Source organism: Aequorivita sp. CRS11 (assembly GCF_059693805.1).
Map to the genome: position 1 here is coordinate 481,246 of NZ_JCATIG010000002.1, position 23,797 is coordinate 505,042.

The 23,797-nt window shown below is 38.0% G+C and carries 19 protein-coding genes; 7 read left to right on the top strand and 12 right to left on the bottom strand.

All coding sequences use genetic code 11. The annotated features are described in order from the left end of the window. The first annotated feature begins 29 nt into the window (after positions 1–29). On the top strand, positions 30–2,951 hold the full coding sequence (locus tag AC58DT_RS05395) for an FAD-binding and (Fe-S)-binding domain-containing protein (RefSeq protein WP_497215810.1): 2,922 nt from the start codon (positions 30–32) through the stop codon (positions 2,949–2,951). A gap of 1 nt (position 2,952) precedes the next feature. Here AC58DT_RS05395 and AC58DT_RS05400 read toward each other — a convergent pair whose 3' ends face one another. Beyond that, the gene (locus tag AC58DT_RS05400; RefSeq protein ID WP_497215811.1) at positions 2,953–3,789 is read right to left on the bottom strand and encodes a UDP-2,3-diacylglucosamine diphosphatase; all 837 of its coding nucleotides are present in this window, start codon (positions 3,787–3,789) and stop codon (positions 2,953–2,955) included. A 172-nt stretch (positions 3,790–3,961) separates the two neighbouring features. Between AC58DT_RS05400 and aroC the strand changes: the two genes are divergently transcribed. From aroC to AC58DT_RS05415, 3 genes are all read left to right on the top strand, one after another. Beyond that, positions 3,962–5,026 (top strand): chorismate synthase, encoded by a 1,065-nt coding sequence (aroC, locus tag AC58DT_RS05405; RefSeq protein WP_497215812.1) that lies wholly within the window; start codon positions 3,962–3,964, stop codon positions 5,024–5,026. 13 nt (positions 5,027–5,039) lie between these two features. Beyond that, positions 5,040–6,485, top strand: coding sequence for a dicarboxylate/amino acid:cation symporter (locus AC58DT_RS05410; protein ID WP_497215813.1), 1,446 nt, complete (start codon positions 5,040–5,042; stop codon positions 6,483–6,485). Positions 6,486–6,681: 196 nt separating this feature from the next. Continuing rightward, positions 6,682–7,479: a phage tail-like protein gene (locus tag AC58DT_RS05415; protein ID WP_497215814.1), complete on the top strand. Its 798-nt coding sequence runs from the start codon at positions 6,682–6,684 to the stop codon at positions 7,477–7,479. A gap of 41 nt (positions 7,480–7,520) precedes the next feature. Here the strand turns inward: AC58DT_RS05415 and AC58DT_RS05420 are convergent, their stop codons facing one another. From AC58DT_RS05420 to AC58DT_RS05450, 7 genes are all read right to left on the bottom strand, one after another. Then, entirely contained in the window at positions 7,521–9,431 is a 1,911-nt protein-coding gene (locus AC58DT_RS05420) for a DUF4139 domain-containing protein (protein WP_497215815.1), read from the bottom strand. A gap of 174 nt (positions 9,432–9,605) precedes the next feature. Beyond that, on the bottom strand, positions 9,606–11,972 hold the full coding sequence (locus AC58DT_RS05425) for a T9SS type A sorting domain-containing protein (protein WP_497215816.1): 2,367 nt from the start codon (positions 11,970–11,972) through the stop codon (positions 9,606–9,608). A gap of 18 nt (positions 11,973–11,990) precedes the next feature. Continuing rightward, positions 11,991–12,482 carry a hypothetical protein gene (locus AC58DT_RS05430; protein ID WP_497215817.1) on the bottom strand — a complete coding sequence of 164 codons (492 nt, stop codon included), beginning with the start codon at positions 12,480–12,482 and terminating at the stop codon, positions 11,991–11,993. 30 nt (positions 12,483–12,512) lie between these two features. Then, positions 12,513–13,208, bottom strand: coding sequence for a response regulator transcription factor (locus tag AC58DT_RS05435; RefSeq protein ID WP_497215818.1), 696 nt, complete (start codon positions 13,206–13,208; stop codon positions 12,513–12,515). Further along, a complete protein-coding gene (locus tag AC58DT_RS05440) occupies positions 13,205–14,563 on the bottom strand; it encodes a sensor histidine kinase (RefSeq protein WP_497215819.1) in 1,359 nt (452 codons plus the stop codon). Before AC58DT_RS05440 ends, AC58DT_RS05435 begins: the two co-directional genes overlap by 4 nt. Before the next feature lie 98 nt (positions 14,564–14,661). Beyond that, a complete protein-coding gene (locus AC58DT_RS05445) occupies positions 14,662–15,063 on the bottom strand; it encodes a thiol-disulfide oxidoreductase DCC family protein (protein ID WP_497215820.1) in 402 nt (133 codons plus the stop codon). 175 nt (positions 15,064–15,238) lie between these two features. Beyond that, positions 15,239–17,413 carry an endonuclease MutS2 gene (locus tag AC58DT_RS05450; RefSeq protein WP_497215821.1) on the bottom strand — a complete coding sequence of 725 codons (2,175 nt, stop codon included), beginning with the start codon at positions 17,411–17,413 and terminating at the stop codon, positions 15,239–15,241. Between the two features lie 39 nt (positions 17,414–17,452). On the opposite strand from AC58DT_RS05450, the gene ung reads away from it, so the two are divergent. Then, the gene (ung, locus tag AC58DT_RS05455; protein ID WP_497215822.1) at positions 17,453–18,118 is read left to right on the top strand and encodes a uracil-DNA glycosylase; all 666 of its coding nucleotides are present in this window, start codon (positions 17,453–17,455) and stop codon (positions 18,116–18,118) included. A gap of 220 nt (positions 18,119–18,338) precedes the next feature. Here the strand turns inward: ung and AC58DT_RS05460 are convergent, their stop codons facing one another. From AC58DT_RS05460 to AC58DT_RS05475, 4 genes are read right to left on the bottom strand one after another with little or no spacing between them, the layout of a single operon-like run. Continuing rightward, positions 18,339–19,193 (bottom strand): substrate-binding domain-containing protein, encoded by an 855-nt coding sequence (locus AC58DT_RS05460; protein ID WP_497215823.1) that lies wholly within the window; start codon positions 19,191–19,193, stop codon positions 18,339–18,341. Continuing rightward, the gene (locus tag AC58DT_RS05465; RefSeq protein WP_497215824.1) at positions 19,190–20,062 is read right to left on the bottom strand and encodes a nucleoside phosphorylase; all 873 of its coding nucleotides are present in this window, start codon (positions 20,060–20,062) and stop codon (positions 19,190–19,192) included. Before AC58DT_RS05465 ends, AC58DT_RS05460 begins: the two co-directional genes overlap by 4 nt. A gap of 11 nt (positions 20,063–20,073) precedes the next feature. After that, a complete protein-coding gene (locus tag AC58DT_RS05470) occupies positions 20,074–20,403 on the bottom strand; it encodes a translation initiation factor (protein WP_497215825.1) in 330 nt (109 codons plus the stop codon). Positions 20,404–20,448: 45 nt separating this feature from the next. Then, a complete protein-coding gene (locus AC58DT_RS05475; protein WP_497215826.1) occupies positions 20,449–21,399 on the bottom strand; it encodes an isopenicillin N synthase family dioxygenase in 951 nt (316 codons plus the stop codon). A 121-nt stretch (positions 21,400–21,520) separates the two neighbouring features. Here AC58DT_RS05475 and AC58DT_RS05480 point away from each other — a divergent pair, with 121 nt between their 5' ends. Both AC58DT_RS05480 and AC58DT_RS05485 read left to right on the top strand, forming a co-directional pair. Next, complete coding sequence (locus AC58DT_RS05480) at positions 21,521–23,527, top strand: alpha-ketoacid dehydrogenase subunit alpha/beta (protein ID WP_497215827.1); 2,007 nt, start codon at positions 21,521–21,523, stop codon at positions 23,525–23,527. A 97-nt stretch (positions 23,528–23,624) separates the two neighbouring features. After that, positions 23,625–23,786, top strand: coding sequence for a DUF1328 domain-containing protein (locus AC58DT_RS05485; protein WP_076692425.1), 162 nt, complete (start codon positions 23,625–23,627; stop codon positions 23,784–23,786). Positions 23,787–23,797: the final 11 nt, after the last annotated feature.

Below are 23,797 nucleotides of genomic sequence, written 5' to 3' on the forward strand. Positions count from 1 at the left end.
AGGAATTTTCTACATTTACAGTACCGACAATGAAAAAGCAATTCCAAGATTTTCAAAAGATATTCAATGGAGAATTTTTTACAGATTACCTCCATACATCATTATATGCCACAGATGCTTCGGTTTACCGAAAAGTACCGATGGCAGTGGCTTATCCTACTAACGAACGCGGTATCAAGCAACTTATCGCTTTTGCAGAAGAAAATGAACTGTCGCTCATTCCAAGAACAGCGGGTACATCCCTTGCGGGACAATGCGTAGGTGAAGGGATAGTGGTTGATGTTTCAAAGCATTTTACCAAAATAATATCCGTCGATACAGAAAATAGAACTGTCACACTTCAGCCTGGGATTATCAGGGATGAATTGAACCGTTATCTCAAACCTTTAAATCTTTTTTTTGGCCCCAATACTTCCACCAGCAACCGTTGTATGATTGGCGGCATGGTGGGCAATAACAGTAGTGGCACCACTTCAATTCAGTACGGCGTAACGCGCGACAAGGTTTTAAAGCTGAAATCAATCCTTTCCAATGGCGAAGAAGTGATTTTTGAAAATCTTTCAAAAGAAGAATTTTTGAAAAAAACTGCACTCGATACTTTGGAAGGAAAAATTTATAAAACGCTTTATGATGAATTGATTTCCGAAGAGGCCCAACAGGAAATTTGGAAGGAATTTCCGAAACCCGAAATCCACCGAAGAAACACGGGTTATGCGGTTGATAGCTTGCTGAATACAACTGTTTTTGGTGATTTTGAGGAAGAAATAAACTTGTGCAAACTGCTCTGCGGAAGTGAGGGAACCCTTGCTTTTACTACCGAAATTACACTTCAACTGGATCCTTTACCACCACAATTCACGGCAATGGTGGCAACGCATTACAAAACCCTGGAAAGCTGTTTAAATGATGTAGTCGTGGCTATGCAGCACAATCTGTTCACTTGTGAAATGATGGACAACGTGATTTTGGATTGTACTAAAAAAAACAAAACCTACGAGCCCTACCGTTTTTTTGTAAAAGGAAACCCGAAGGCAATTCTGCTTTTGGAATTGAATAGCAATTCGGAAGAAGATTTGCAGGATCAAATAACTGCATTGTCGGGCTCACTTAAAATTTCTGGTTATAGCTATCACAGTCCCGTTTTAAGGGGTGTGGAGATTGAAATGGCTTTGGAACTACGCAAGGCAGGCTTGGGGCTTTTGGGAAATATGGTGGGCGACAGGAAGGCAGTTGCCTGCATTGAGGATACGGCAGTGGCTTTGGAAGATTTGCCAGCCTATATCGGGGAATTTTCCGCATTGATGAAAAAGTATGGTCAAGAGGCGGTTTACTATGCCCACGCTGGCGCAGGGGAGTTGCATTTGCGACCCATCCTAAATTTGAAGGAGAAGGAAGGGGTGGAGTATTTCAGAAAAATTACGACCGATGTGGCGCTTCTCTGCAAAAAATACAAAGGCTCCTTTAGCGGTGAACACGGCGATGGTATTGTACGCGCCGAATTTATTCCGTTGATGATTGGTGAAAAAAACAATACGCTTTTAAAAAGAATTAAAGCAGCTTTTGATCCGCAAAACATTTTCAATCCCGGAAAAATTGTGGATGCTTTTAAAATGGACGAGTCTCTGCGGTATGAGGTGGGAAGGGAAGAGCCGATAATCGAGACATTAATGGACTTCAGTGATTCCGAGGGAATTCTTCGTTTGGCTGAAAAATGCAATGGCAGCGGCGACTGTAGAAAAACGGCGGAAGCAGCCGGAGCCATGTGCCCCAGTTATCACGCCACCAAAAACGAAAAAGACACCACTCGGGCACGTGCCAACGCTTTGCGTGAGGTTTTGACTAATAATGAGGCTGTAAATAAGTTCAATTCAAAGGAATTAAAAGAAGTTTTTGACCTCTGCATCAGTTGTAAAGCCTGTGCCACTGAATGCCCAAGTAATGTGGATATAAGCACTGCCAAAGCTGAATTTTTGTATCAATACAATAAAGCGAATGGTATTTCATTTTCAAACAATATCTTCGGAAAAAGCACAAAACTGAACAAAATGGCTTCCAGATTTCCGAGGTTTTCCAATTGGGTTTTTACGAATGGTTTCACTTCAAAAATTATAAAAAATATTGGCAATGTTCATCAAAGTAGGTCACTCCCGAAAGTTTCAAATAATAGTTTCAGTAAAGCATTTCAAAACCTTAACGAAGAGTATTCTACAATAAATACAAACAATAAAAAGTTAATAATTTTTATAGATGAATTCAGTAATTATTTAGATACTGAAATAGCGTTGGATTCGTTTTTGCTTTTAACAGGTTTGGGGTATAAGGTAGAAGTGATAGATAATTTGGACAGTGGCCGAGCATTGATTTCGAAAGGCTTTTTGGAAGAAGCGAAAAAGGAAGCGAATAAAAATATATTTTATTTAAAGGAGAAAGTTTCGAAGAAAGTTCCTTTGGTTGGCATTGAACCCTCAGCAATATTGTCTTTTCGCGATGAATACCTGCGGTTGGCGGATGATAAAATTTCAGCGGAAGCTATTTCAAGAAACACATTTTTGATTGAAGAATTTCTTTCGGCTGAAATACAAAACGGAACTATTTCCGCATCACAATTTACTTCCGAAGAAAGAAACATTAAAATACACGTGCATTGCCACCAAAAATCACTGAGCAACCAAAAAGTAACTTTTGATATTTTGAATTTACCCAAAAACTACAAACCTACCATTATACCTTCCGGTTGTTGTGGAATGGCGGGCAGTTTTGGCTATGAAAAAGAGCATTATGAGGTGAGCATGAAAATTGGGGAACTGAAACTTTTTCCCGCAGTACGTAAAGCGAAGGAAGACACGATTATTGCGGCAAATGGAACAAGTTGCCGCCACCAAATATGTGATGGCACGGGCAGGCAAGCGATGCATCCTATTACAATTTTAAAACTTGCTTTGAAAAATTAGATTACAACAATGAGTTAAAGGCTCTCATTGCCGCTACCATATTTTCCAATCCGTCAGTTTCTTCTTCAAGCCCTGCATCTTCCGGAATAAAAATATGCTGACGGTCATGGTAGGAATATAGATTCCAATTTTCGTTATGATATTCCAAAGCAGTGAGGTTTTCTATCCAATCACCACTGTTTAAATACTGGCAGCTACCTTTATCTGTCACAATCTTTTTTATGCATGGTTGATGGATGTGGCCACAGATTACATAATCAGACTCATTGTCAATTGCCAAATCGGTCGCGGTTTTTTCAAAATTGTCTATGAATTTAATGGCAGATTTTACACTGTTTTTAATTTTCTTAGAAAGTGAATATTTTTCGCGACCCGCTTTTTCTAATAAATAATTTATAAACCTGTTGAAAAGAATCAATAGATCATAACCCCAACCACCAAGCTTAGCAATCCATTTGGCGTGCTGTACAGATGCATCAAACACATCGCCGTGAAAAAACCAGGCTTTTTTTCCGTCCAGATTGAGTATTAATTTATCACATATTTGAATATTGCCCATTTTGGTATTGCTAAACTTTCGTAGCTTTTCATCGTGGTTTCCTGTTATATAATACACTTTTGTGCCTTTAGCGGCTAAGGACAAAATCTTTTTAATAATCAAAAGATGTGCTTTGGGAAAATAGCTTTTTCGGAACTGCCAGATATCAATAATATCGCCATTCAAAATAATTTTTTTTGGCTTTACAGAGTTTAAATAGTGAAGAAGTTCTTTGGCGTGGCAGCCGTAAGTCCCCAAATGGACATCAGATATTACAACAATTTCAACTTTTCTTTTCAATCATACATATTTACATTACAAATTTCTAGAATTCAACGAATAAATACTTTAAGTAAAAGTTATGATTAAAAGGCGAGAATGTTATTTGATGAACAGTATGTATCTTAAATATTATGAACAACGTTATTTTCATTATTCGTCCCTATCAATTACATTTGTTAAAAAGCAACCTATGGCAGGCAATTCCTTTGGAAAAATTTTTAAACTCACCACTTTTGGCGAATCGCACGGTCCAGCCATCGGCGGTATTATAGAAGGCTGTCCCGCAGGACTTTCACTGGATTTTGAAGCTATAAACGCAGAAATGCAACGTCGAAAACCCGGCCAATCCGCAATCGTTACCCAACGAAAGGAAGAGGACGAAGTAAAATTTCTCTCTGGCATATTTGAAGGAAAAACCACGGGAACGCCAATTGGCTTCACCATTGAAAACACAGACCAAAAAAGCAAGGATTACAGCCATATAAAGGATATTTACCGCCCATCGCACGCAGATTATACGTACGATAAAAAATACGGAATACGTGATTATCGTGGCGGTGGACGCTCCTCTGCCCGCGAAACGGCTTGTAGGGTTGTGGCAGGTGCCATCGCAAAACAAATGCTTCAGCATATAAAAATCACCGCCTTTGTTTCTTCCGTAGGTGAAATTGAACTCAAAAAAAATTATTCCGAAGTTGATTTTTCAGAAATTGAAAAAAACCCCGTGCGTTGTCCCGATGCCGAAATGGCTTCAAAAATGGAGAGTTACATAAAATCAATCCGAAAAGAAGGAGATACCGTTGGCGGAACGGTTACTTGTGTTATCCAAAATGTACCTATTGGTCTGGGCGAGCCGGTTTTTGATAAATTGCATGCTGAGCTTGGCAAAGCAATGCTTTCAATAAATGCCGTAAAAGGTTTTGAATACGGAAGTGGTTTTTCGGGGACACAAATGAAAGGTAGCCAGCACAATGATCAATTTAAAAAAGACGGAAGCACAAAAACCAATCACAGCGGCGGAATACAGGGAGGAATAAGCAATGGCGAAGACATTTATTTCAAGGTAGCCTTTAAGCCCGTGGCCACCATTATGCAAAAACAGGAAACCATAGACAGTAAAGGTGATAAAGCCGTGGCTGAAGGTAAGGGCCGTCACGATCCTTGCGTGGTGCCACGAGCAGTGCCCATTGTAGAGGCAATGGGTGCTTTGGTATTGGCAGATTTCTATTTATTGAATAAAATTTCAAAAATTTAAAGACATATTTTTTATGAAAAAACTCGCGCTACACTGGAAAATAATCATCGGATTGGTTTTAGGTATCATTTGGGCATTGCTTTCCAGCCAACTGGGATGGAGTGAATTTACCATAGATTGGATAGCGCCGTTTGGAAAAATTTTCATCAATCTTTTAAAGTTGATTGCCGTACCGCTTGTTTTAGTCTCAATAATTAGTGGAGTTGCAAATATTGGCGACCCCTCGAGTTTGGGAAGAATGGGAGGGAAGACCCTTTTGGCGTATTTGATTACCACACTTTTTGCCGTAAGCATGGGGCTTCTATTGGTAAACGTTATTAAACCCGGAAAATTAATTGACGAACAGAGTAGAATAGACAATAGAATAAGTTATGAAATCTGGGCCGCTTCCGAAGGGCACGAAATTAAGGATGGAATCAATTACCTGCAGGATCCGGCTTTCTTTGAACGCGCCCAAAAAATCACCGATCTCTCAAAAGGTGAATTAAAAGATGCTTCGGTTACCGAAAAAATGCAGACCGCCGAAAAGACAAAAGAGTCCACGCCTTTGCAGCCTTTAGTGGATATTGTCCCGGAAAATTTCTTTTTTTCGCTTACTGACAATGGCCTGATGCTGCAGATTATTTTCTTCGGAATATTTTTCGGGGTGTGTTTGTTATTGATTCCGAATGAAAAATCAAAACCTGTCACAGATTTTATGGACAGCGCCATGGAAGTTTTCTTAAAAATGGTTGACTTGGTGATGCAGGCGGCGCCATTCTTTGTATTCGCGCTTTTGGCAGGCGTTGTGAGCAAAATGGCAGGGGACGATATAGGCAAAGTTTATGAAATATTTAAAGGGTTAAGTTGGTATTCACTTACTGTTTTTCTAGGATTGATGTTGATGATTTTTCTCATTTATCCATTATTGGTGAAATTATTTGTGAAGAAAATTCCCTATAAAGGCTTTTTTAAAGCAATGGCACCTGCACAGACTTTGGCTTTTTCAACTTCAAGTAGCGCGGCAACCCTGCCAGTTACCATGGAATGTGTAGAGGAAAACTTAGGAGTTGACAAAAAAATAACCAGTTTCGTGTTGCCTATTGGTGCTACTGTGAATATGGACGGAACCTGCCTTTATCAAGCAGTTGCAGTGGTTTTTCTTGCGCAACTACATATGATTGATTTGACGCTTGGACAACAACTTACAATAGTGCTGACAGCAACATTGGCATCCATTGGTTCAGCTGCTGTGCCAAGTGCGGGCTTGGTAATGCTTATAATAGTTTTGGAATCGGTTGGTTTAAATCCAGCTTGGATTGCAATCATTTTCCCTGTTGACAGAATTTTGGATATGTTCCGCACCGTAGTGAATGTTACGGGAGATGCTACAGTGTGTACAATTATTGCAAAGGGTGAAGACATGTTAAACTATGTGCCACACGATAATCCTTCAGAGACTTTTGATTTGGATTCGTAACATTTTCTCAATAGTTTCTTAAAAATAGAATAACCTTTTCAATAAAATGTAAACGTAATTTTGCCTTCCCAGGTTTACTATTAAAAATATGTTGCAAGAAATATTAATTTATATTAAATTAGATTTCTCCCCAGAAGCATAGACCCAATCTATATTTCTGAACCCTTGCCTTCTTAGCTATGTAAATTACATAGTTATGAAAAAATCACTTTTATTCTTTGTTATTGCAGCTATTGCAACTGTATCTTATTGCCAAGTTGGCATTGGTACCACCACACCATCACCTGCGTCCATGCTTGAAGTAAGTAGCACTTCAGATGGGGGTACTACCTATAAAGGGTTTATGCCTCCACGTGTTCCTAATGTAGCTGCGCGGGATGCAATTAATGCAGGGTATTCAGATTTTGGGCTAACCATTTTTTTATTGGATTACCCTAATAATCAGGGATGTTGGCAAATGTGGGATGGTGATAGTTGGGAAATTATAAATTGTGTTGTTCTTGCCAGCCCCGTGGCCTGGATTAATGAATTTCATTACGATAATAGTGGAACCGACACTGGCGAGTTTATTGAAATAGCAGGCCCTGCAGGTTTGGATTTGAGCAGTTATTCCATTGAACTTTATAATGGAGCGAATGGTAATACTTACGGAACAACAATTAATTTAAACGGTATAATACCTAATCAATCCAATGGGATTGGAACACTTAGCTTTAATATTTCTCCCATCCAAAACGGAAACCCAGATGGATTTGCTTTAATTGATTCTGGTACCGTTCTTTACTTTTTGAGTTACGGAGGTTCTTTTATTGCAAATAATGGGACAGCTGCAGGTATGACTTCAGATGATATTGGTGTAGCCGAACCAGGTACTACGCCTATTGGTGAATCACTTCAACTTACAGGAACTGGAAAACAATACAATGATTTTAGGTGGAGCAGTCCTTCGGCTGAGTCACCAGGAAACATAAATTCAGGACAAACAATAAATTAGAAAAGTACAGAGCCGAAGCGCTGCACTTTTCAATCTTTAAATCATAGATATACTCTCTTATATTTGGGATATTTTACGGTATAGGTAAATTCCTTTTTATCAGTAGTATTGGGTTGCAGATTTAATTTCCATCTTAGAATACCTGTTTTGTCATTGTATTCCGCAGTGCCAATTGTTACATCTTCTACCTTAATTTCCTTATTTTCTGAAATGGGGATTCGGTCTTCAAGAATCAGATTGATTGGGGTTTTCTTATTGTTTTTTATTTCAATGGTATATCCTTTATCTACAATTCGGGTACCGCCCAAAAAGGACTTACTTTTAAAATTTTCCAATTTTTCACGTTTCACAATAATATTTGGGTCCATTCCTAGGGAAAGGTTTAAACTATCTGAGGTTGCTTGTGGATCTATAAATGATTTTCCAGCATAGTTTCCTTCAAAATATATATTTGCTTCGCCGGCAAGAAAGTCAAACTTCTCCCAGTTTTTAAGAGTGGCCGTGAGAAAAACATTTTCGTTAAGCTCTGGAGCAGCGTAATGCTGAAAGAGAGCGGGCAATTCGAATTTATCAACCTCTATCACGGTTATTTCGGCATTGGATTTAATTGTGTATTTTTCCCTAATCTCAAAACGGGTGTTGGTAATGCCAGATTCTTTAATCATTTTAGAATTATCTTGCTGTAAATCTTCAGCTTCAATATAAGATGTTGAAGCATTTACTCCAGCCGCTTTTCCTTGTATTCTTTTAGCCAACCATTCTGGCTCATCACTTTCTGTTTTTGAGTAGCCTGTAACAACAACTTCATCCAACGCTGAACCCACAATCAATGACACATTCATTGTGCTTGCATAAATTGGCAATTTTTCAGTTTCAAAACCAACATAACTGTATGTTAATTCGCGGTAGCCCAGAACGTCTATTGTATAGTTTCCATTAAAATCAGTTTGGGTTCCCTGTGAAGTTCCGGCTATTATTACATTTACTCCCGGCAACGGCAATCCAGTATCGTCATATACCGTTCCACTAACTTTACGAATGGTTGGATTGTATTTATACGTTGTGTTGCGCACGGGTGCTTTGCTAGCATAACTTCTATTATTGAAATTGAGATATTTGGGAAGTAGTGTAGGCTTTATATTGTTCGTATTAGGATCACCTGTTGATAATACCACATTCACATTATCCCAATCTGTACCGCTTTGTTGATACACATTGGCTTTATAAGAAAACTCGATAGGTGAGGAGGTATTGGTAGCGCGAATATCATATAAAGGAAACCAACCAGCATTTTTAATATTGTACTTAAACTTTAAAACAAGGTTTGTGGGCTTTTGGGAATTCAGTTTTAAGATTATTTCGCCACGTTGCTCTTTTTTGGAATCATCCAGTTTCAAAAGTTCGTTTTGGTGATCGGCAATTGACTTATTTATTTCTGATAGGATCAGTTGCTGCTTGAAAATTTCATTTTTTATCTCGGTTACACGGTTGCGATAGTAAACAGACATTTCCTTTATCATTTCCACGGAAAGATTGGTAGCATCGCTATTGATACGTTGATTTTTTTGAAGTAATTGTAATTCTTCATTGTAGCCCGCTATTTCATTCTCTATTTGGTTTTTTTGTTGCTGAAAGGTTTTCAATAGATTTTCTACAGATTTATATTCCTGTGAGCTTTCTTTCTTTTCCAAAAAATCTATATTAAAAACTATGGAAAGCACCGAAGCATCTCCCAAACCTGAAACCTGAATGCTATTTTCATCTATGTCGGGAGAAAGATTGTTAAATACAAAAGTATTCTCGCCCGATAAAAGATTTACGGAAGCGATACGCTCAATGGAAGCACCTTCTAAATAAACGGTTACTTTTTCAATTTTTGAAGTTGTAGGTTTTTCCAAATTAGCAAATAGGGAAAGGGGCAGTAAGAAATAAAGTAGCAGTAAATTTTTCATGGTGATGGTTTTTATTGGTTATAGAACCAAAACTATCACAGTGTTCCCTTTTTAAATAATTACTTTGAGGGAAGAAGTTATTTGAGATAGGGAAAAGAGGTTATTGGTTATTAAAAAAAAACAGGCCCCACTATGAGGCCTGTCTTATCAACTAAATCTAATTATGAAAAGTAATTAGTTCTTAATCAGTTTATAGGTTCCCACTTGACCACTTACGGTAATTTTCATAATATATGTTCCCGTAGCAAGGCTTGAAACGTTAAGTTCCATAGTATTTGCGTTATTGCTCATTTCAATTACTCTTTGGCCCAACATATTGAAAACAGTTGCTTTTTCTATAGCTGCTTGTGCTTTCAGATTCACTACATTATTTGTTGGATTAGGATAAAAACTGAAATCTTCAAGAATGTTTTCATCCACACCAAGTACGCTTGCATCTATAGTAATGTCAGTTATTCCTCCAGTATTCAATACAAAAACGTAATATGTTTGGTTTGCCAAAGTGAAAATAGAGGCCGATGTACCTGGGGCACATTGGTTAGAATTTTGGTCTACCCAAGTTAAATCTGCTTCTGTTGCATTTTCATCGGAAGCAGTATAGAACGTCACTGAGCTTGCCCCTGCAGGTGAAACAATAGTAGCATCTGCATTTCCGTCAACATTTGTGGTGAACTTGTACCAAACTCCGTTTGCACCTGTTAGATCACACCCAGCTGGGCTTCCATTTTCAGTGGTAGCTGCAGGCATTGCAACTGCAGTGTCTGTGTATGGGAAACCTACTTGGTCTACATCAATCGCGTTAACAATCATATCATTTGGTGGTGGTACTGGGGCACAGTCAACATTTAATGTGAAGCTTCCGGAGGCATTGTCGAATCCGTGAACCAATATATAGTAGGTTGTATTGCCATCTCCTTGAAATGACACTTCAGATTGCAGACCACAGCTATCATCGTTTGCAGTTTCACATACCAAGGCACCACAAGTTCCTGAGTAAACGGTTAATTTACTGTCAAAATCAGTACCAGCACATAAGGAAATGGTATAGTCTGTAATTAAGCCACTAGTATCGGTAAATTCATACCAAACACCCGGAGCGGTAATAGACACCCCGCCACAGTCGGGGGCAGAAGCATCAACAGTGGCATTTACGGTTGTTCCGGTTACGGTTTCGCCACAAGCTATAGGCAAGGCGTTTTCGCACTCGTCATTTACAGCTAGGTCTTCACAAGATACTTCCAATGTAAAGTTACCTTCGTTTGAAGCGTAACCTTCAATCATAATGAAATAGGTAGAAGTTCCATCAGAGAGAAAAGTAACTTCGGATTGTGCTCCACAACTATCGTCATTGTAAGCCAATTGATTGGAAAGATCACAATTATCGTAAATTCTTATTAGAGAATCGTAATCTGTTCCGTTACATAAAGAAATTGTTACAAATTGTGCGATTCCTGTACCAGTATAGCTAAAAAATTCATCGTTAGCGGCGTTTCCACCAGAATCAGTATCATTTATTGTTTCACCCGTAACAATATCGCCACATGCAAGGGCTATTGCACCGCTACAATTGTCGTTTCCATTATTGAAAATATTATAATGTGAAAAATATACATCGTAATTTCCTGTAGTGCTAATAATATCTTCTGATACAAATGGATCAAAATCTACATCTGCACTTCTAAATCCTCCTGTAGTAAGTATTTCATTATTATTGTTAAAAAACAATTGAGGATTAATCTCAACATTGCTGCCGCCAATAGTCCAATGGTTTAAATATTGACCCGATGTGGTCAATTCCAAAAGGAAATTATCAGAATTACCATTAGATGTCGTTAAAGCCTCAGCAGCACTATTATCAAAATCGGTTGTTCCACTAAATTGACCTGTTGCATATAGATTGCCGTTAAAGCCTTCTTTTATATCATAAAAATTTTCAAAATTTGTACTATCACCTCCTAAAACATAACTATAATCATAATTTCCATCGGTATCAAATTTGCTTAAAAAGGCATCAGAAAAACCTAAAGACACAAAAGTATTTACACCTGCACTAGGGTCTAAATCTACTGTTCCAGCAAATTCACCTCCCAAGTAAATTCCTGAAGGAAGATTTTTTATAGTGCTCACATAATCATTGGTAGACCCACCAAAGGATTGTCCCCAAATAAAATCACCATCGGAGGAAAGTTTTGCCATAAAAATATCATCATTTCCATTAGATGTAAATGGAGCGCTTCCTGCATTTGGATCAAGATCTACAGTATTTCTGAATCTTCCTGTAAGCAATAAGTCTTCATTTGTGTCAAATTCCATATCTATTACTTGCACTATGCCAGTAGAATCAAAAGTTTTTACCCAAACAAAATTTCCGTCAGTATCCAACTTTAGAAGAAAACCATCTGTAGAAGCACCTCCATTGGTTGAGAACAATATATGTTCAGCGATTGGATCTGGATCAAAATCTGCATAATTAAATGAACCGCCAATATAAACATTACCAGCACTGTCCACTTCAATGCTTTTTGAATCTTCATTGGCCACGGCAGCTGGATTACTTACTTAATTTGCCCAAACAAAATCGCCATTGCTATCTAGTTTAATGATAAAACAATCCCGGCTTAAAAAAGGTGCAGGCTGTTCTAAAAGAAATACTCCTGGTCCTGGATCGGCATCAAAGGCTAAAGCCCCAGCCCCTTGGAAATATCCGGTTATGTAAAGGTTATCGTTCGCGTCTACCGCTACGTCTAGAGCAACATCGTCAGCTTGTCCACCAAAACCTTTTACCCAAATTGGATTTCCATCGATATCGAATTTTGTTAAAAAGCCATCCGCATTTCCACCGGCCCAAGTTACGCTTGTGCTACCAACAGTAATGGTTCCCGAATAAATTCCTGCTGAATATACATTGCCTTGACTGTCCATAGCAGAACGATAGGGAATTTCAATGGAAGTATCACCAAAGGTTGTTGTACCAAAATACTCCTGTGCTGAACAAATTGCTCCCCAAAGAGAAACCGCAGCAACGAGTATCGATTTTGTAATTGTTTTCATTTTCACTTGTTTTAAATTATTAATAATTGTTTAGTTTATATTGAACTCCAACCCAATTCCACGAACACTTTCAATTGAAATATTGGGGTCGTCTTGAAGATGTTTTCGAACTCTTGTTACAAATACATCCATACTTCTGCCCGAAAAGAAATCGGTCTTTTGCCATACCTGTTGTAAAATTTCTTCCCGTTTTATCAATTGGTTTCTGTTTGAATAGAGATAATAGAGCAGACGCGCTTCCTTTTCGGTGATTTTCTGGGTTTTGTCATTAATTTTTAACTCCAGATTTGTAGCGTCAAAAGTGTATTTTCCGATGGAAATAATCTCGTTTTGTGGAAGTTCGGCACGAACGGTTTTTTGTTGTTCAGCACGGTTCATTATATTTTTAATACGAAGAATTAATTCCTCAGCTTCAAAAGGTTTTACTACATAGTCATCGGCGCCAAGTTTTAAACCTTTTATCCTGTCTTCCTTTGTTTTACGGGCGGTTAGGAATAAAAATGGAATTTCGGGATTCACTTCTATTATTTTTTCAGCAAGCGAAAAACCGTCCATAATTGGCATCATAACATCCAGAATACAAATGTCAAATTCACCATTTTTAAAAACTTCAAAACCTTCGTTTCCGTCCTTTGCCCAAGAAACCGAAAACTTGTTTAGCTCTAAATATTGTTTCAGCATCGTTCCGAAATCCAAATCATCTTCGGCTAAAAGTATATTTTTCATATTATGGGGATTTTAATGGTGAATACTGAACCCTTGTTTCCTTCACTTTCTACTAAAATACTTCCGCCGTGCGCTTTTATAATTTGTTTTGTATAGTAAAGTCCCAGTCCCAAACCTTTGTAATTGTGGGTGTCTTTTTCGCTAATTCGATAAAATTTCTCAAAGATGAAGCGTTGGTATTTTGGGGAAATACCGATGCCGTTGTCCTTTATGGAAATGTAATGTGTGGAATCCATTTTATCAATTCCGTAACTGGCCGTCAATTCGTTTCCGCCATATTTAATGGCGTTATTTAAAAGATTTATAATTGCAGTGCTCAGATAGAATTTGTCAGCTTCGATAGGGATTCCAGTACTGTCGATATTTCTCTGAAGTTTTATTTCCGATGAAATAGAAAGTATATAATCGTCCAGCAATTCATTCATAAAAATACTGCTATTAAATGTTTCCTTTGAAAGCTGGATTTCCTGATAGCCCAAACTGCTTTGCAAAACTTGGTCTATCAATTTTTGAAGTCTTGTATTCTGGCGTTCAATAATTTGAACAGCATTATCTGCAATTTCTTTATTTCCATTGGCGTGTTCGCTCGTTAATGTTTTTGTTGCTAATGAAAGTGTGGAAAGTGGCGTTTTAAGTTCGTGTGTAATGTTATTGATGAAATCGGTTTTAATTTCAGCCAACCGTTTCTGCTTCATCAAATTTTGAATGGAATAATAAAGCAAACTCACCACAAAAAGAAAAAGCAAGCTTGAAAGGATAAGCAACCCAGAAAGTTCTTTCAGCATAATTGCGTCCCAATCCGTGATATTCATATAAATACTGGATTTAAAATTGAGCTTTATTGGACTTTGATCGTCCTGCCACGTACTGTTATTGATGAGAAGTCCGTCATTTTGTGCAAAATTTTCTCCCAAAAGGATTATTGTATCATTGTCTTCAGGATTATAAATTTCCTTTTTGTTTCCCAAAGAATCTGTAAGTGTTACTGAAGTGAGTACCTTTTTAATCTTTACATTATAATTCTCTTTCTCCTTTGCCAATCCTTGATTAAAAAGTTGCAGAAAACCCGGGTTGATTTCTATAGTTTTTTCCCGAAGGTTTAAGAGTAAATCTTTTTCTTTTAACTCACCCTTTTCATATGCTCTCAGGTTTTCAAGAAAATCTGTCCGGTACAACCACATTATGGAGTCCAACTCCTTGGTGTTGTACACCTTGGCAATCGCGTTACGGGCATCAATAGTGTAAGTTTTCTTTTTGAGCTCGTAGGTATTATAAATAAGATATCCCTGAATGCCAATAAGCGCGATCAGGGTAAAAATTGAAATGGCGACTAAGCCTTTAAACTTCAATTGCATGGCGTAAAAATATTGTTTAGATGAAAAGTTAAGGAAATAAAACGAACCGTTAACTTATCGTTAACCGAAGTGTAAAATTTTGGAATGGGCAATTTGTATTATAGAAATTTTGATTTCAGTTCCGCAGTGGGAATCATACAACTTTCCTTTTTTCCGAACCATTTATAGCGGTTTTTGGCAATGTAATCATAGACTGCATTTCTGATGAATTTCGGTACAACCATAAACCCAAAAAGTAGGGGGTAGGCGCCCGAAAGGTATTTGGCTATACGAAGCGCCGCCGAGGATTTTTCATAATGTTTTTCGCCATCAATAAGAATGATGGAATCTACTTTTGAAGTATCTATATTGAATTTTGAAGTCAGCTCTTGCCCAATTTCACTTTGAAGCGCAGCAAATTTGAAAACATTCTTTTTATCGCGTTTAATAATATAAGTAACCGCGTCATTGCAGAGATTGCAAACGCCGTCAAATAAGATGATTTTATAATTATTAGACATAATAACTTTTAAGAAATCCCAAAGAAAACAAATCCCAAATTCCAAATAAATCTCAATTTCAAAAAATCAACTAGTTGAAACATTTATAAGGCTTTTGTGATTTGGAATTTGTTATTTGATTCTTTTTTGTGATTTGTGATTTGTGACTTGTGATTTGTCATTTGGAATTTTCAATTCAAACTTTCTCCAGTTCTTCCAAACTAACATTCGTTGTAAACATTCCGTAATTAACGATTGCTTTATTCTTCTCAATAATATCAATCGTACCAATTGCTCTGCCATCAATCATACGAACTCTGTCGCCAATTTTAAGGGTAACTTTCGGTTTTGGCGGTGGCAATTTTTTTGCTTTTTCCTTTTCCTCTTTTTTGCGCTCGCGAATAACTTCAACTTTCTTTTCAACTTCTTTAATAACCTCCCGTTCTTTGGCTTTTACAACCTTTTTCACTTTTGGCGCAAGCTTTTTCCGTTTGCTGTTTTCAATCATCACCAGCTTCATCAACTCGTCTATCAACTGTTTTTTCTGTTTGTTGTTGAAATATTTTTCAGAAAGCACATCAAGCTTTTTCCCCAAGCTGATTAGTTTTTGATTGGCATCAAACAATTCCTGATAGCTTTCCAGTTTTTCCTGTACACGGGCATTCACTTCTTCCAATTGTTTGCTTTCAATCCGTGCCTTTTGTTCTTCGGTTTTTAAAGATTCCGAAGTCTTCCGAAGGTTTGACCGCTCTTTTTGAAGATTGGCAATGGTTTTATCGAAACGCACTTTTCCGCGTTCAATCTTCTTTTTTGCTTTATTGATCAAACTATACGGAATACCATTTTTTTGAGCAACCTCAAACGTATAACTGCTTCCGGCCTCGCCCAAATGCAGATGGTACAAGGGTTCCAAAGATTTATTATCGAACTGCATATTGGCATTGATGGCGTGGGGCAGTTCATTTGCCAACAATTTTAAATTGGTATAATGGGTTGTGATTATTCCAAATGCCTCCCGTTCGTAAAAAACCTCTAAAAATGTTTCCGCCAAAGCCCCGCCGAGTTCAGGGTCACTGCCAGTTCCAAATTCATCAATCAAAAAAAGCGTTTTGTTGTTGCACTTTTTCAGAAATTGGTTCATTTTTTTTAAACGGTAACTATATGTACTGAGGTGGTTTTCGATGGATTGGTTATCGCCAATATCTGTGAGAATTCTTTTGAAAAAACACATTTCACTTTGTGGTTCGGCAGATATCAACAGCCCACTTTGCAGCATAACCTGCAAAAGCCCAACGGTTTTTAGTGTGATACTTTTCCCGCCTGCGTTTGGTCCTGAAATTACGATAATCCGTTTTGCCGGAACCAATTCAATGCTCTGCGGAAATGTTTTTTCTTTCCTTTTATTGTTTGAAACCAACAACAGTGGATGAAATGCTTTTTGAAGCGAAATCTTTTTTTCCGAAACGATAATGGGCAACACGCCATTTATTTTTAAAGCATATTTCGCTTTCGCATAAAGCACATCCATTGTTATCAAATATTCCTGATAGCTCGCCAAAAGTGAAGCGTGCGGACGTACAAATTCCGTCATTGCTTTTAGAATTCGCTTTATTTCTTCGTCTTCCTCATATAAAAGATTGCTGAGTTCGTTGGCATATTCCAGCGTTTCCTGTGGTTCTATATAAACAATGCTTCCCGTCTTTGAGCTTCCCAAAACGGCGCCTTTCACCTTTTTGCGGTGCATCGCTTTTACGGCAAGCACGCGGCGGTTTTCAACCACAGACTCTCGGATTTCGTCCAAATAATCACTTTGTGCGTACTGTGAAAGTGCTTTTGTAAAAGAGGAATTAATCTTTCCTTTTACAACGTTCAATCTCCTGCGAATGATACCGAGTTCTGTAGAAGCTTCGTCCTTTATTTCGCCGTATTTGTCAATACGCTTGTTTATTTCTTCGGAAATGATTGAGGTATAATTTACTTCTTCCGAAAAGGAATTGAGGTGAATATAGAATTCCTCAAATTTTTTGAAGAATTTTAAAAGAATCCGCGTGGTTTCAGAAATGGATAGAATTTTTCGGAAACCCGAAATTTCCAAACTGCTATTTTCAATTTCAAGCAAACGTAGCTCCCGAAAAATAGGGTCAAAACCGTGGTTTGGAATTCTGTTATCGCCATCAAATGAAGCTGTAAACTCTTTTACACGTTGCAATTCTGGCTCAATTTCAGTAAATTCCTGAAAAGGAGTTATTTTTAAAACCTGCTCTTTTCCCGGTTGTGTTACACTAAATTCTGCAACTTGCCGCAAAACGGTCGGAAATTCCAGGTCTTCTAAAGTTTTACTATCTATACGGGCTTTCCGTTTTATTTCCATTAATTTTACTTTTTCAGCAATCATACAAAAGTAACAATAATGCAGGTAACAATCGAGCCGGGTTGGAAGGCGATTTTAAAGGATGAATTTGAAAAACCTTATTTCAAAAATTTAGTGGAATTTGTAAAAAATGAATATTCCTTCACAAAATGTTTTCCGCCGGGAAAGCAGATTTTTTCAGCATTCAACCATACGCCTTTTAAGAAAGTGAAAGTTGTAATAATAGGACAGGACCCTTATCATGGGCCGGAACAGGCACACGGCTTGTGTTTTTCTGTCGGTGAAAATGTTGCCGTTCCACCTTCATTGAAAAATATTTTTGAAGAAATACGGACTGATATCGGTTCGCCAATTCCAAACAATGGAAATTTGGAACGGTGGGCTGACCAAGGGGTTTTGCTTTTGAACGCAACATTAACAGTTCGGGCACATCAAGCGGGAAGCCATCAAAATAAAGGATGGGAACAATTTACGGATGCTGTCATTGAAAAACTTTCAAAGGAAAGGGAAGGCTTGGTTTTTATGCTTTGGGGCGGACCCGCAAAAAAGAAAGGAGCTAAGGTAGATGCCTCAAAGCATTTGGTGCTGACCAGCGGACATCCTTCCCCATTGGCCGCAAATAGAGGCTATTGGTTTGGAAACAAACACTTCAGTAAAACAAATGAGTATTTAAAGAAAAATGGTGAAGAACCAATTAATTGGTAAATTACTATTAGAATAATTAAAGAATAGAAACGGGGAGAAATTTTCTATTCTTCTTCTGGTACTTCGGGCTCTGTAGCGTCATTGCAGCTAAACTGCAATAGCAAGAAATTTGTGACTAACAACGCCCCCAAAACGATTAAAAAAGTAGTCATAATACTTGGTTTTATAATAACAAGATGCAGGTTGCACAGTGGGGTTGCGTAAATATTAAGATTTTTTTTTAGAAATTATGTAAGATGCTGGTTTCCTGAATTTTATTTTCAATTAAATCCAATTCAATAAGCTTTTGCTGAATGTTTTCCAGTTCTTTTGAAGTTAATTGACGGTCGCTCCATTCAGTTAGAGAGAGCCATTCGCGGACGTCTTCTATTTTTTGACCGTAGCGCTTCGCAATCATTTCATCTATACCTTCCAGGTTCTTGAAATTTTCAGTTATTCCATTAATTACGTTTAGAATAGATTTTATAGATTCCGATTCTTTTTCTAAAACATCATTGCGGACGGCAATAACAAAACTTGGCCAGGGAGTAGGGGATTCGCCCACTAAACGGAAGGTACCGTTGTCTACATAAGGTTTGGTCATAAATTTTTCCCACATAAAATAGTCGCCGTTACCTTTTGGAAGTTCTTCCAAAGCGCCATCCAAATCCTGGATAACCTTAAATTTCAAATCACTTTTTAAATCCCATTCGTGATTTTCTGCATTCACAAAAGCCATCAAATGCGATCCCGAACCATAACGGCTTATGGCAGCTTTAGTTCCTTTTAAATCGCCCACTTCTTCATAATCGGAAGCTGCGGCAACGTGGATTCCCCAGAGCAAGGGCGATTTTACAAAAACCTGAACAATTTTTGACTCGTTTCCGTTTATAATATCACGCACCATTCCTTCAGTAAGGATAACGGCCATGTCAATTTCCTTTTCGCGCAAGGCACGGACCATTTGTCCGGTGCCTCCCGGATAATCTTTCCAACGAAGATTTATTCCTACTTTTTGAAACTCTTTAGCGCGCAGGGCTATGTACCAAGGTAAATTGAAATGTTCCGGCACACCGCCAATTAGAAAGTTTTTCATTCCGTAATTTTTCCCAATGTATATTGAATAAGCGCATCAATAGTTTTTGATGCATCTTTACTGAAAGTTCCCGAAGCACGGTTAGCGATGATCGCATTCATTGACAGCGCGTGATGGCCCAATAGTTTTGCCATTCCATACATTGTGGCAGTTTCCATCTCAAGATTTGTAATTTTCTTCTTTTTATAGCGGAAAGAGGTAAGTTTTTCATTAAGGCTTCCGTCCCGCAATGGAGCCCGAAGCACACGGCCTTGGGGCCCGTAAAAGCCAACATTGGTAATGGTGATACCTTGCTTTGTTTTTTCTGAAGTGAATTGTTGTATCAAAGCCTTATCAGCTTCCACAGCATAAGGAACAGAATTATCTGGATTCCATTGGGTGTGGTCTATAAATGCTTGCGCAAAATCGCGATTGAATATTTTATCGGTTTTGGCGTAATAATGCATCACATTGTCAAGCCCAATGCCCAGAGCACTGATTAAAAAACTATCTACTTTTATATCAGGGGTCAAACCTCCCGAAGTTCCAATTCTAATAATATCAAGCGATGTGAGCTTTTTCTTTGCTTGTCGTTTTTCAAAATCGATATTTGCCAAAGCGTCCAATTCATTGAATACAATGTCAATATTATCAGGACCAATTCCAGTAGAAATAACGCTAATTCGTTTTCCTTTGTAGGTTCCCGTAGAAGTTTTGAACTCACGGTGCTCGGCAGTAGTTTCAATGGAATCAAAATATTTTGAAACCATTTCAACGCGGTCAGGATCTCCCACGGTTATTATCGTTTTCGCCAATTGGGACGGGTCGAGGTTTAAATGATAGATTTTACCTTCGGAGGTGAGTATAAGCTCAGATTCTTCTATTTTCATTGTTAAAAATTTTATCCGCCAACTCGTTTCACCTTAAAGCCTTTATCTTTCAAAAACTGCATAATTTTATCGCGGTAATCGCCTTGTATAATGATTTGTTCATTCTTAAAACTTCCGCCAACGCTCAATAATTGTTTTAGTTCCTTCGCAAGTATTTTAAAATCTGAATCGTCGCCAGTGTAACCTTCTATAATTGTAATTGGTTTCCCTTTGCGTTTTTCATATTTACATATCAAGGGATCGTCTTGCATCCAAACTGTAGATTTCTCTTCGTTTTCAGGACTATTCGATGGTTCGTGGTCGGGAAAAAGGTTTTTTAGTTGGTCTTCTAAAGATTTCAAAATTATAGGTTTCAGGGTTAACTGCTTACTGCCACTGGCAATTGCTTATTTTTTAATCAGTCCTATCTCCACCAAACGTTGGTGCAAAAATTCACCAGCGGTAATGTCATCATAGGCTTTCGGGTGTTCTTTATCAACGCATTCTTCTAAGCAGTTCAATTTCATATCGCTACGTGGGTGCATGAAAAAGGGAATGGAATAACGAGGACTTCCCCATTCTTCACGCGGGGGATTCACTACACGGTGAATAGTTGACCGCAGCTTGTTATTAGTATGCCTTTCCAGCATATCGCCTACATTAATAACAAGTTCATCTTCATTGGGAATTGCATCAATCCATTCGCCATCCTTTCGTAAAACTTGCAGACCACCAGCAGAGGCGCCCATCAACAATGTAATTAAATTTATATCTCCGTGGGCTCCCGCACGCACAGCACCTTTTGGCTCTTCGGTGATGGGAGGGTAGTGGATTGGGCGAAGAATACTGTTTCCGTTTGTGGCCCAATGGTCAAAATAAAATTCATCCAACCCGATATAAAGTGCGAGTGCACGAAGTACATAAATACCTGTTTTTTCAAGCATTCTGTAAGCTTCCATTCCAGTGTGGTTAAAATCGGGCAATTCTTTAACCTGAATATTTTTTGGATATTCTTCCTCAAGATTTGCATCTGCGGCAGGTTCTTGTCCAAAGTGCCAAAACTCTTTTAAATCGCCCTCCTTTTTGCCCTTTGCGTGTTCTTTTCCGAAAGAGATATATCCGCGCTGACCGCCCAGACCTTCAATTTCATATTTTTCCTTTACTTCCAACGGGAGCGCAAAAAAGTTTTTCACTTCCTTATAAAGTTCATCAACTAAATCATCGCTTAAAAAATGATTCTTCAGCGAAACGAAGCCAATATCCTCGTAAGCAGTACCTATTTCATCTACAAATTTCTTTTTTCTTTTTGGATCTTCTGAAAGGAAGTCTGCTAAATCTACGCTTGGTATATTATTCATCACAATTAATTTTAAGCTACAAAGATACCAAAATGTGAAAGTTTTTCCACAGCTAAATTTTGCTATAATAATCCGTATTAGAAATGCTTTTTTTCTACTTTTGAATCTTCAAATAATAAACATGAAAGCTGAAACCACCCCACATATTTTCTTTGATTATAATAGAAAAGACCTTGACGATAAAACTTTATTGAAACTCTATCGCGGCATGCTTAAGCCTCGGATGATAGAAGAAAAAATGTTGATTCTTCTGCGGCAGGGAAAGGTTTCAAAATGGTTCAGCGGCATAGGGCAGGAGGCTATTTCAGTGGGAATTACAGCTGTATTGGACAAGGATGAATACATTCTGCCAATGCATAGAAATTTAGCGGTATTCACGATGCGCGACATTCCTTTGAATCGCTTGTTTTCACAATGGCAGGGGAAAGCGAACGGTTTTACCAAAGGCCGAGATAGAAGTTTTCATTTTGGTACGCAGGAATTTCATATTGTGGGAATGATTTCACATTTGGGGCCGCAATTTGGCGTCGCCGATGGAATAGCACTGGCAAACAAACTTAAAAAGAACAATAAAGTCTGTGCAGTATTTACTGGCGAAGGCGGAACAAGCGAAGGCGATATTCACGAGGCGCTGAACGTAGCTTCCGTTTGGCAACTTCCAGTTTTATTCTGTGTTGAAAATAACGGCTATGGTTTGTCAACCCCAACTAATGAGCAATATAATTGTGAACATATTGCAGACCGCGGGAAAGGTTACGGAATGGAATCTCATATTATTGAGGGCAACGATATTTTGGAAGTTTATACAAAACTGAAAGGTTTAGTGGAAAGTATGCGTACAAATCCGCGTCCGATTCTTTTGGAATTTAAAACCTTTAGAATGCGCGGCCATGAAGAAGCAAGTGGTACAAAATACGTGCCTACTAACTTGATTGACGAATGGGGCTTGCGTGATCCGCTTTTAAATTTCGAAACATATTTATTGAATGAAGGAGTTCTTTCCGAAGAAAAAATACAGACTTTTAAAAATGAGTTTAAACAAGAAATAGATGAAAATCTTGATATAGCCTTTGCGGAACCAAAGATAGAATTTAACGAAACAAATGAATTAAATGATGTTTACAAACCATTTATTTATGAAGAAGTTAAGGAAAATTCAAAAAAAGAAAACCTAAGATTAATTGACGCCATTTCACAAGGTTTAAAACAATCCATGGAGCATCACGACAACCTTGTTATAATGGGCCAGGATGTAGCTGAATATGGTGGTGTTTTTAAAATAACCGAGGGTTTTGTAGAACAATTCGGAAAAGAACGCGTTCGCAATACACCTATTTGTGAGTCTGCAATTGTCTCAGCGGCAATGGGACTTTCCATTAATGGATTTAAGGCTGTTGTTGAAATGCAGTTTGCCGATTTTGTTACATCGGGTTTTAATCCAATTATAAATTATCTCGCAAAAAGCCATTACCGTTGGAATGAGAAAGCTGACGTAGTAGTACGAATGCCTTGCGGAGCGGGAGTAGGAGCTGGTCCATTTCACAGCCAAACCAACGAAGCCTGGTTTACACATACGCCTGGTTTAAAAGTAGTTTATCCAGCATTTCCTTACGACGCCAAAGGATTATTGGCAACAAGTATTGAAGACCCCAACCCAGTTATGTTTTTTGAGCACAAAGCGCTCTATAGAAGTATACGGCAAGATGTGCCGACAGGTTATTATACATTACCGCTCGGTAGGGCTTCACTTTTAAAAGAAGGAAAAGACGTTACTATTATCACTTATGGGGCAGGTGTGCACTGGGCATTGGAAACGCTGGATCAAAATCCAGACATTCATGCAGATCTTATTGATTTAAGGACGCTGGTTCCTTTAGACACCGAAGCAATATATACCTCTGTAAAGAAAACTGGCAAGGCCATAATTTTGCAAGAAGATTCTATGTTTGGAGGAATTGCTTCAGACATTTCTGCGTTGGTAACAGAAAATTGTTTTGAGTATTTAGATGCTCCTATCAAACGTGTTGCAAGCCTAGAAACACCTATTCCTTTTGCAGCAAATTTAGAATCCGGCTATCTTCCTAAAGAAAAATTTAAAGAAATCCTACAACAATTATTGTCTTACTAATAATTTAACATTCCTTGTTAAACTTTAGATAAAGGCGGTCGAAACGTTAAAATTGTTATTTACTTTAGTAGCATACTAATCATTAAAACTACTTATTATGTTACGTTGGATCGTTATTTTTCTAGTTATTGCAATTATTGCAGCAATTTTTGGATTTGGTGGCATTGCAGAAGGTGCTGCTGATATTGCAAAAATCATCTTTTACATTTTTCTAGTGCTTTTAGTACTGTCATTACTTTCAAGATTATTCAGAAGATAATCACAACCTAA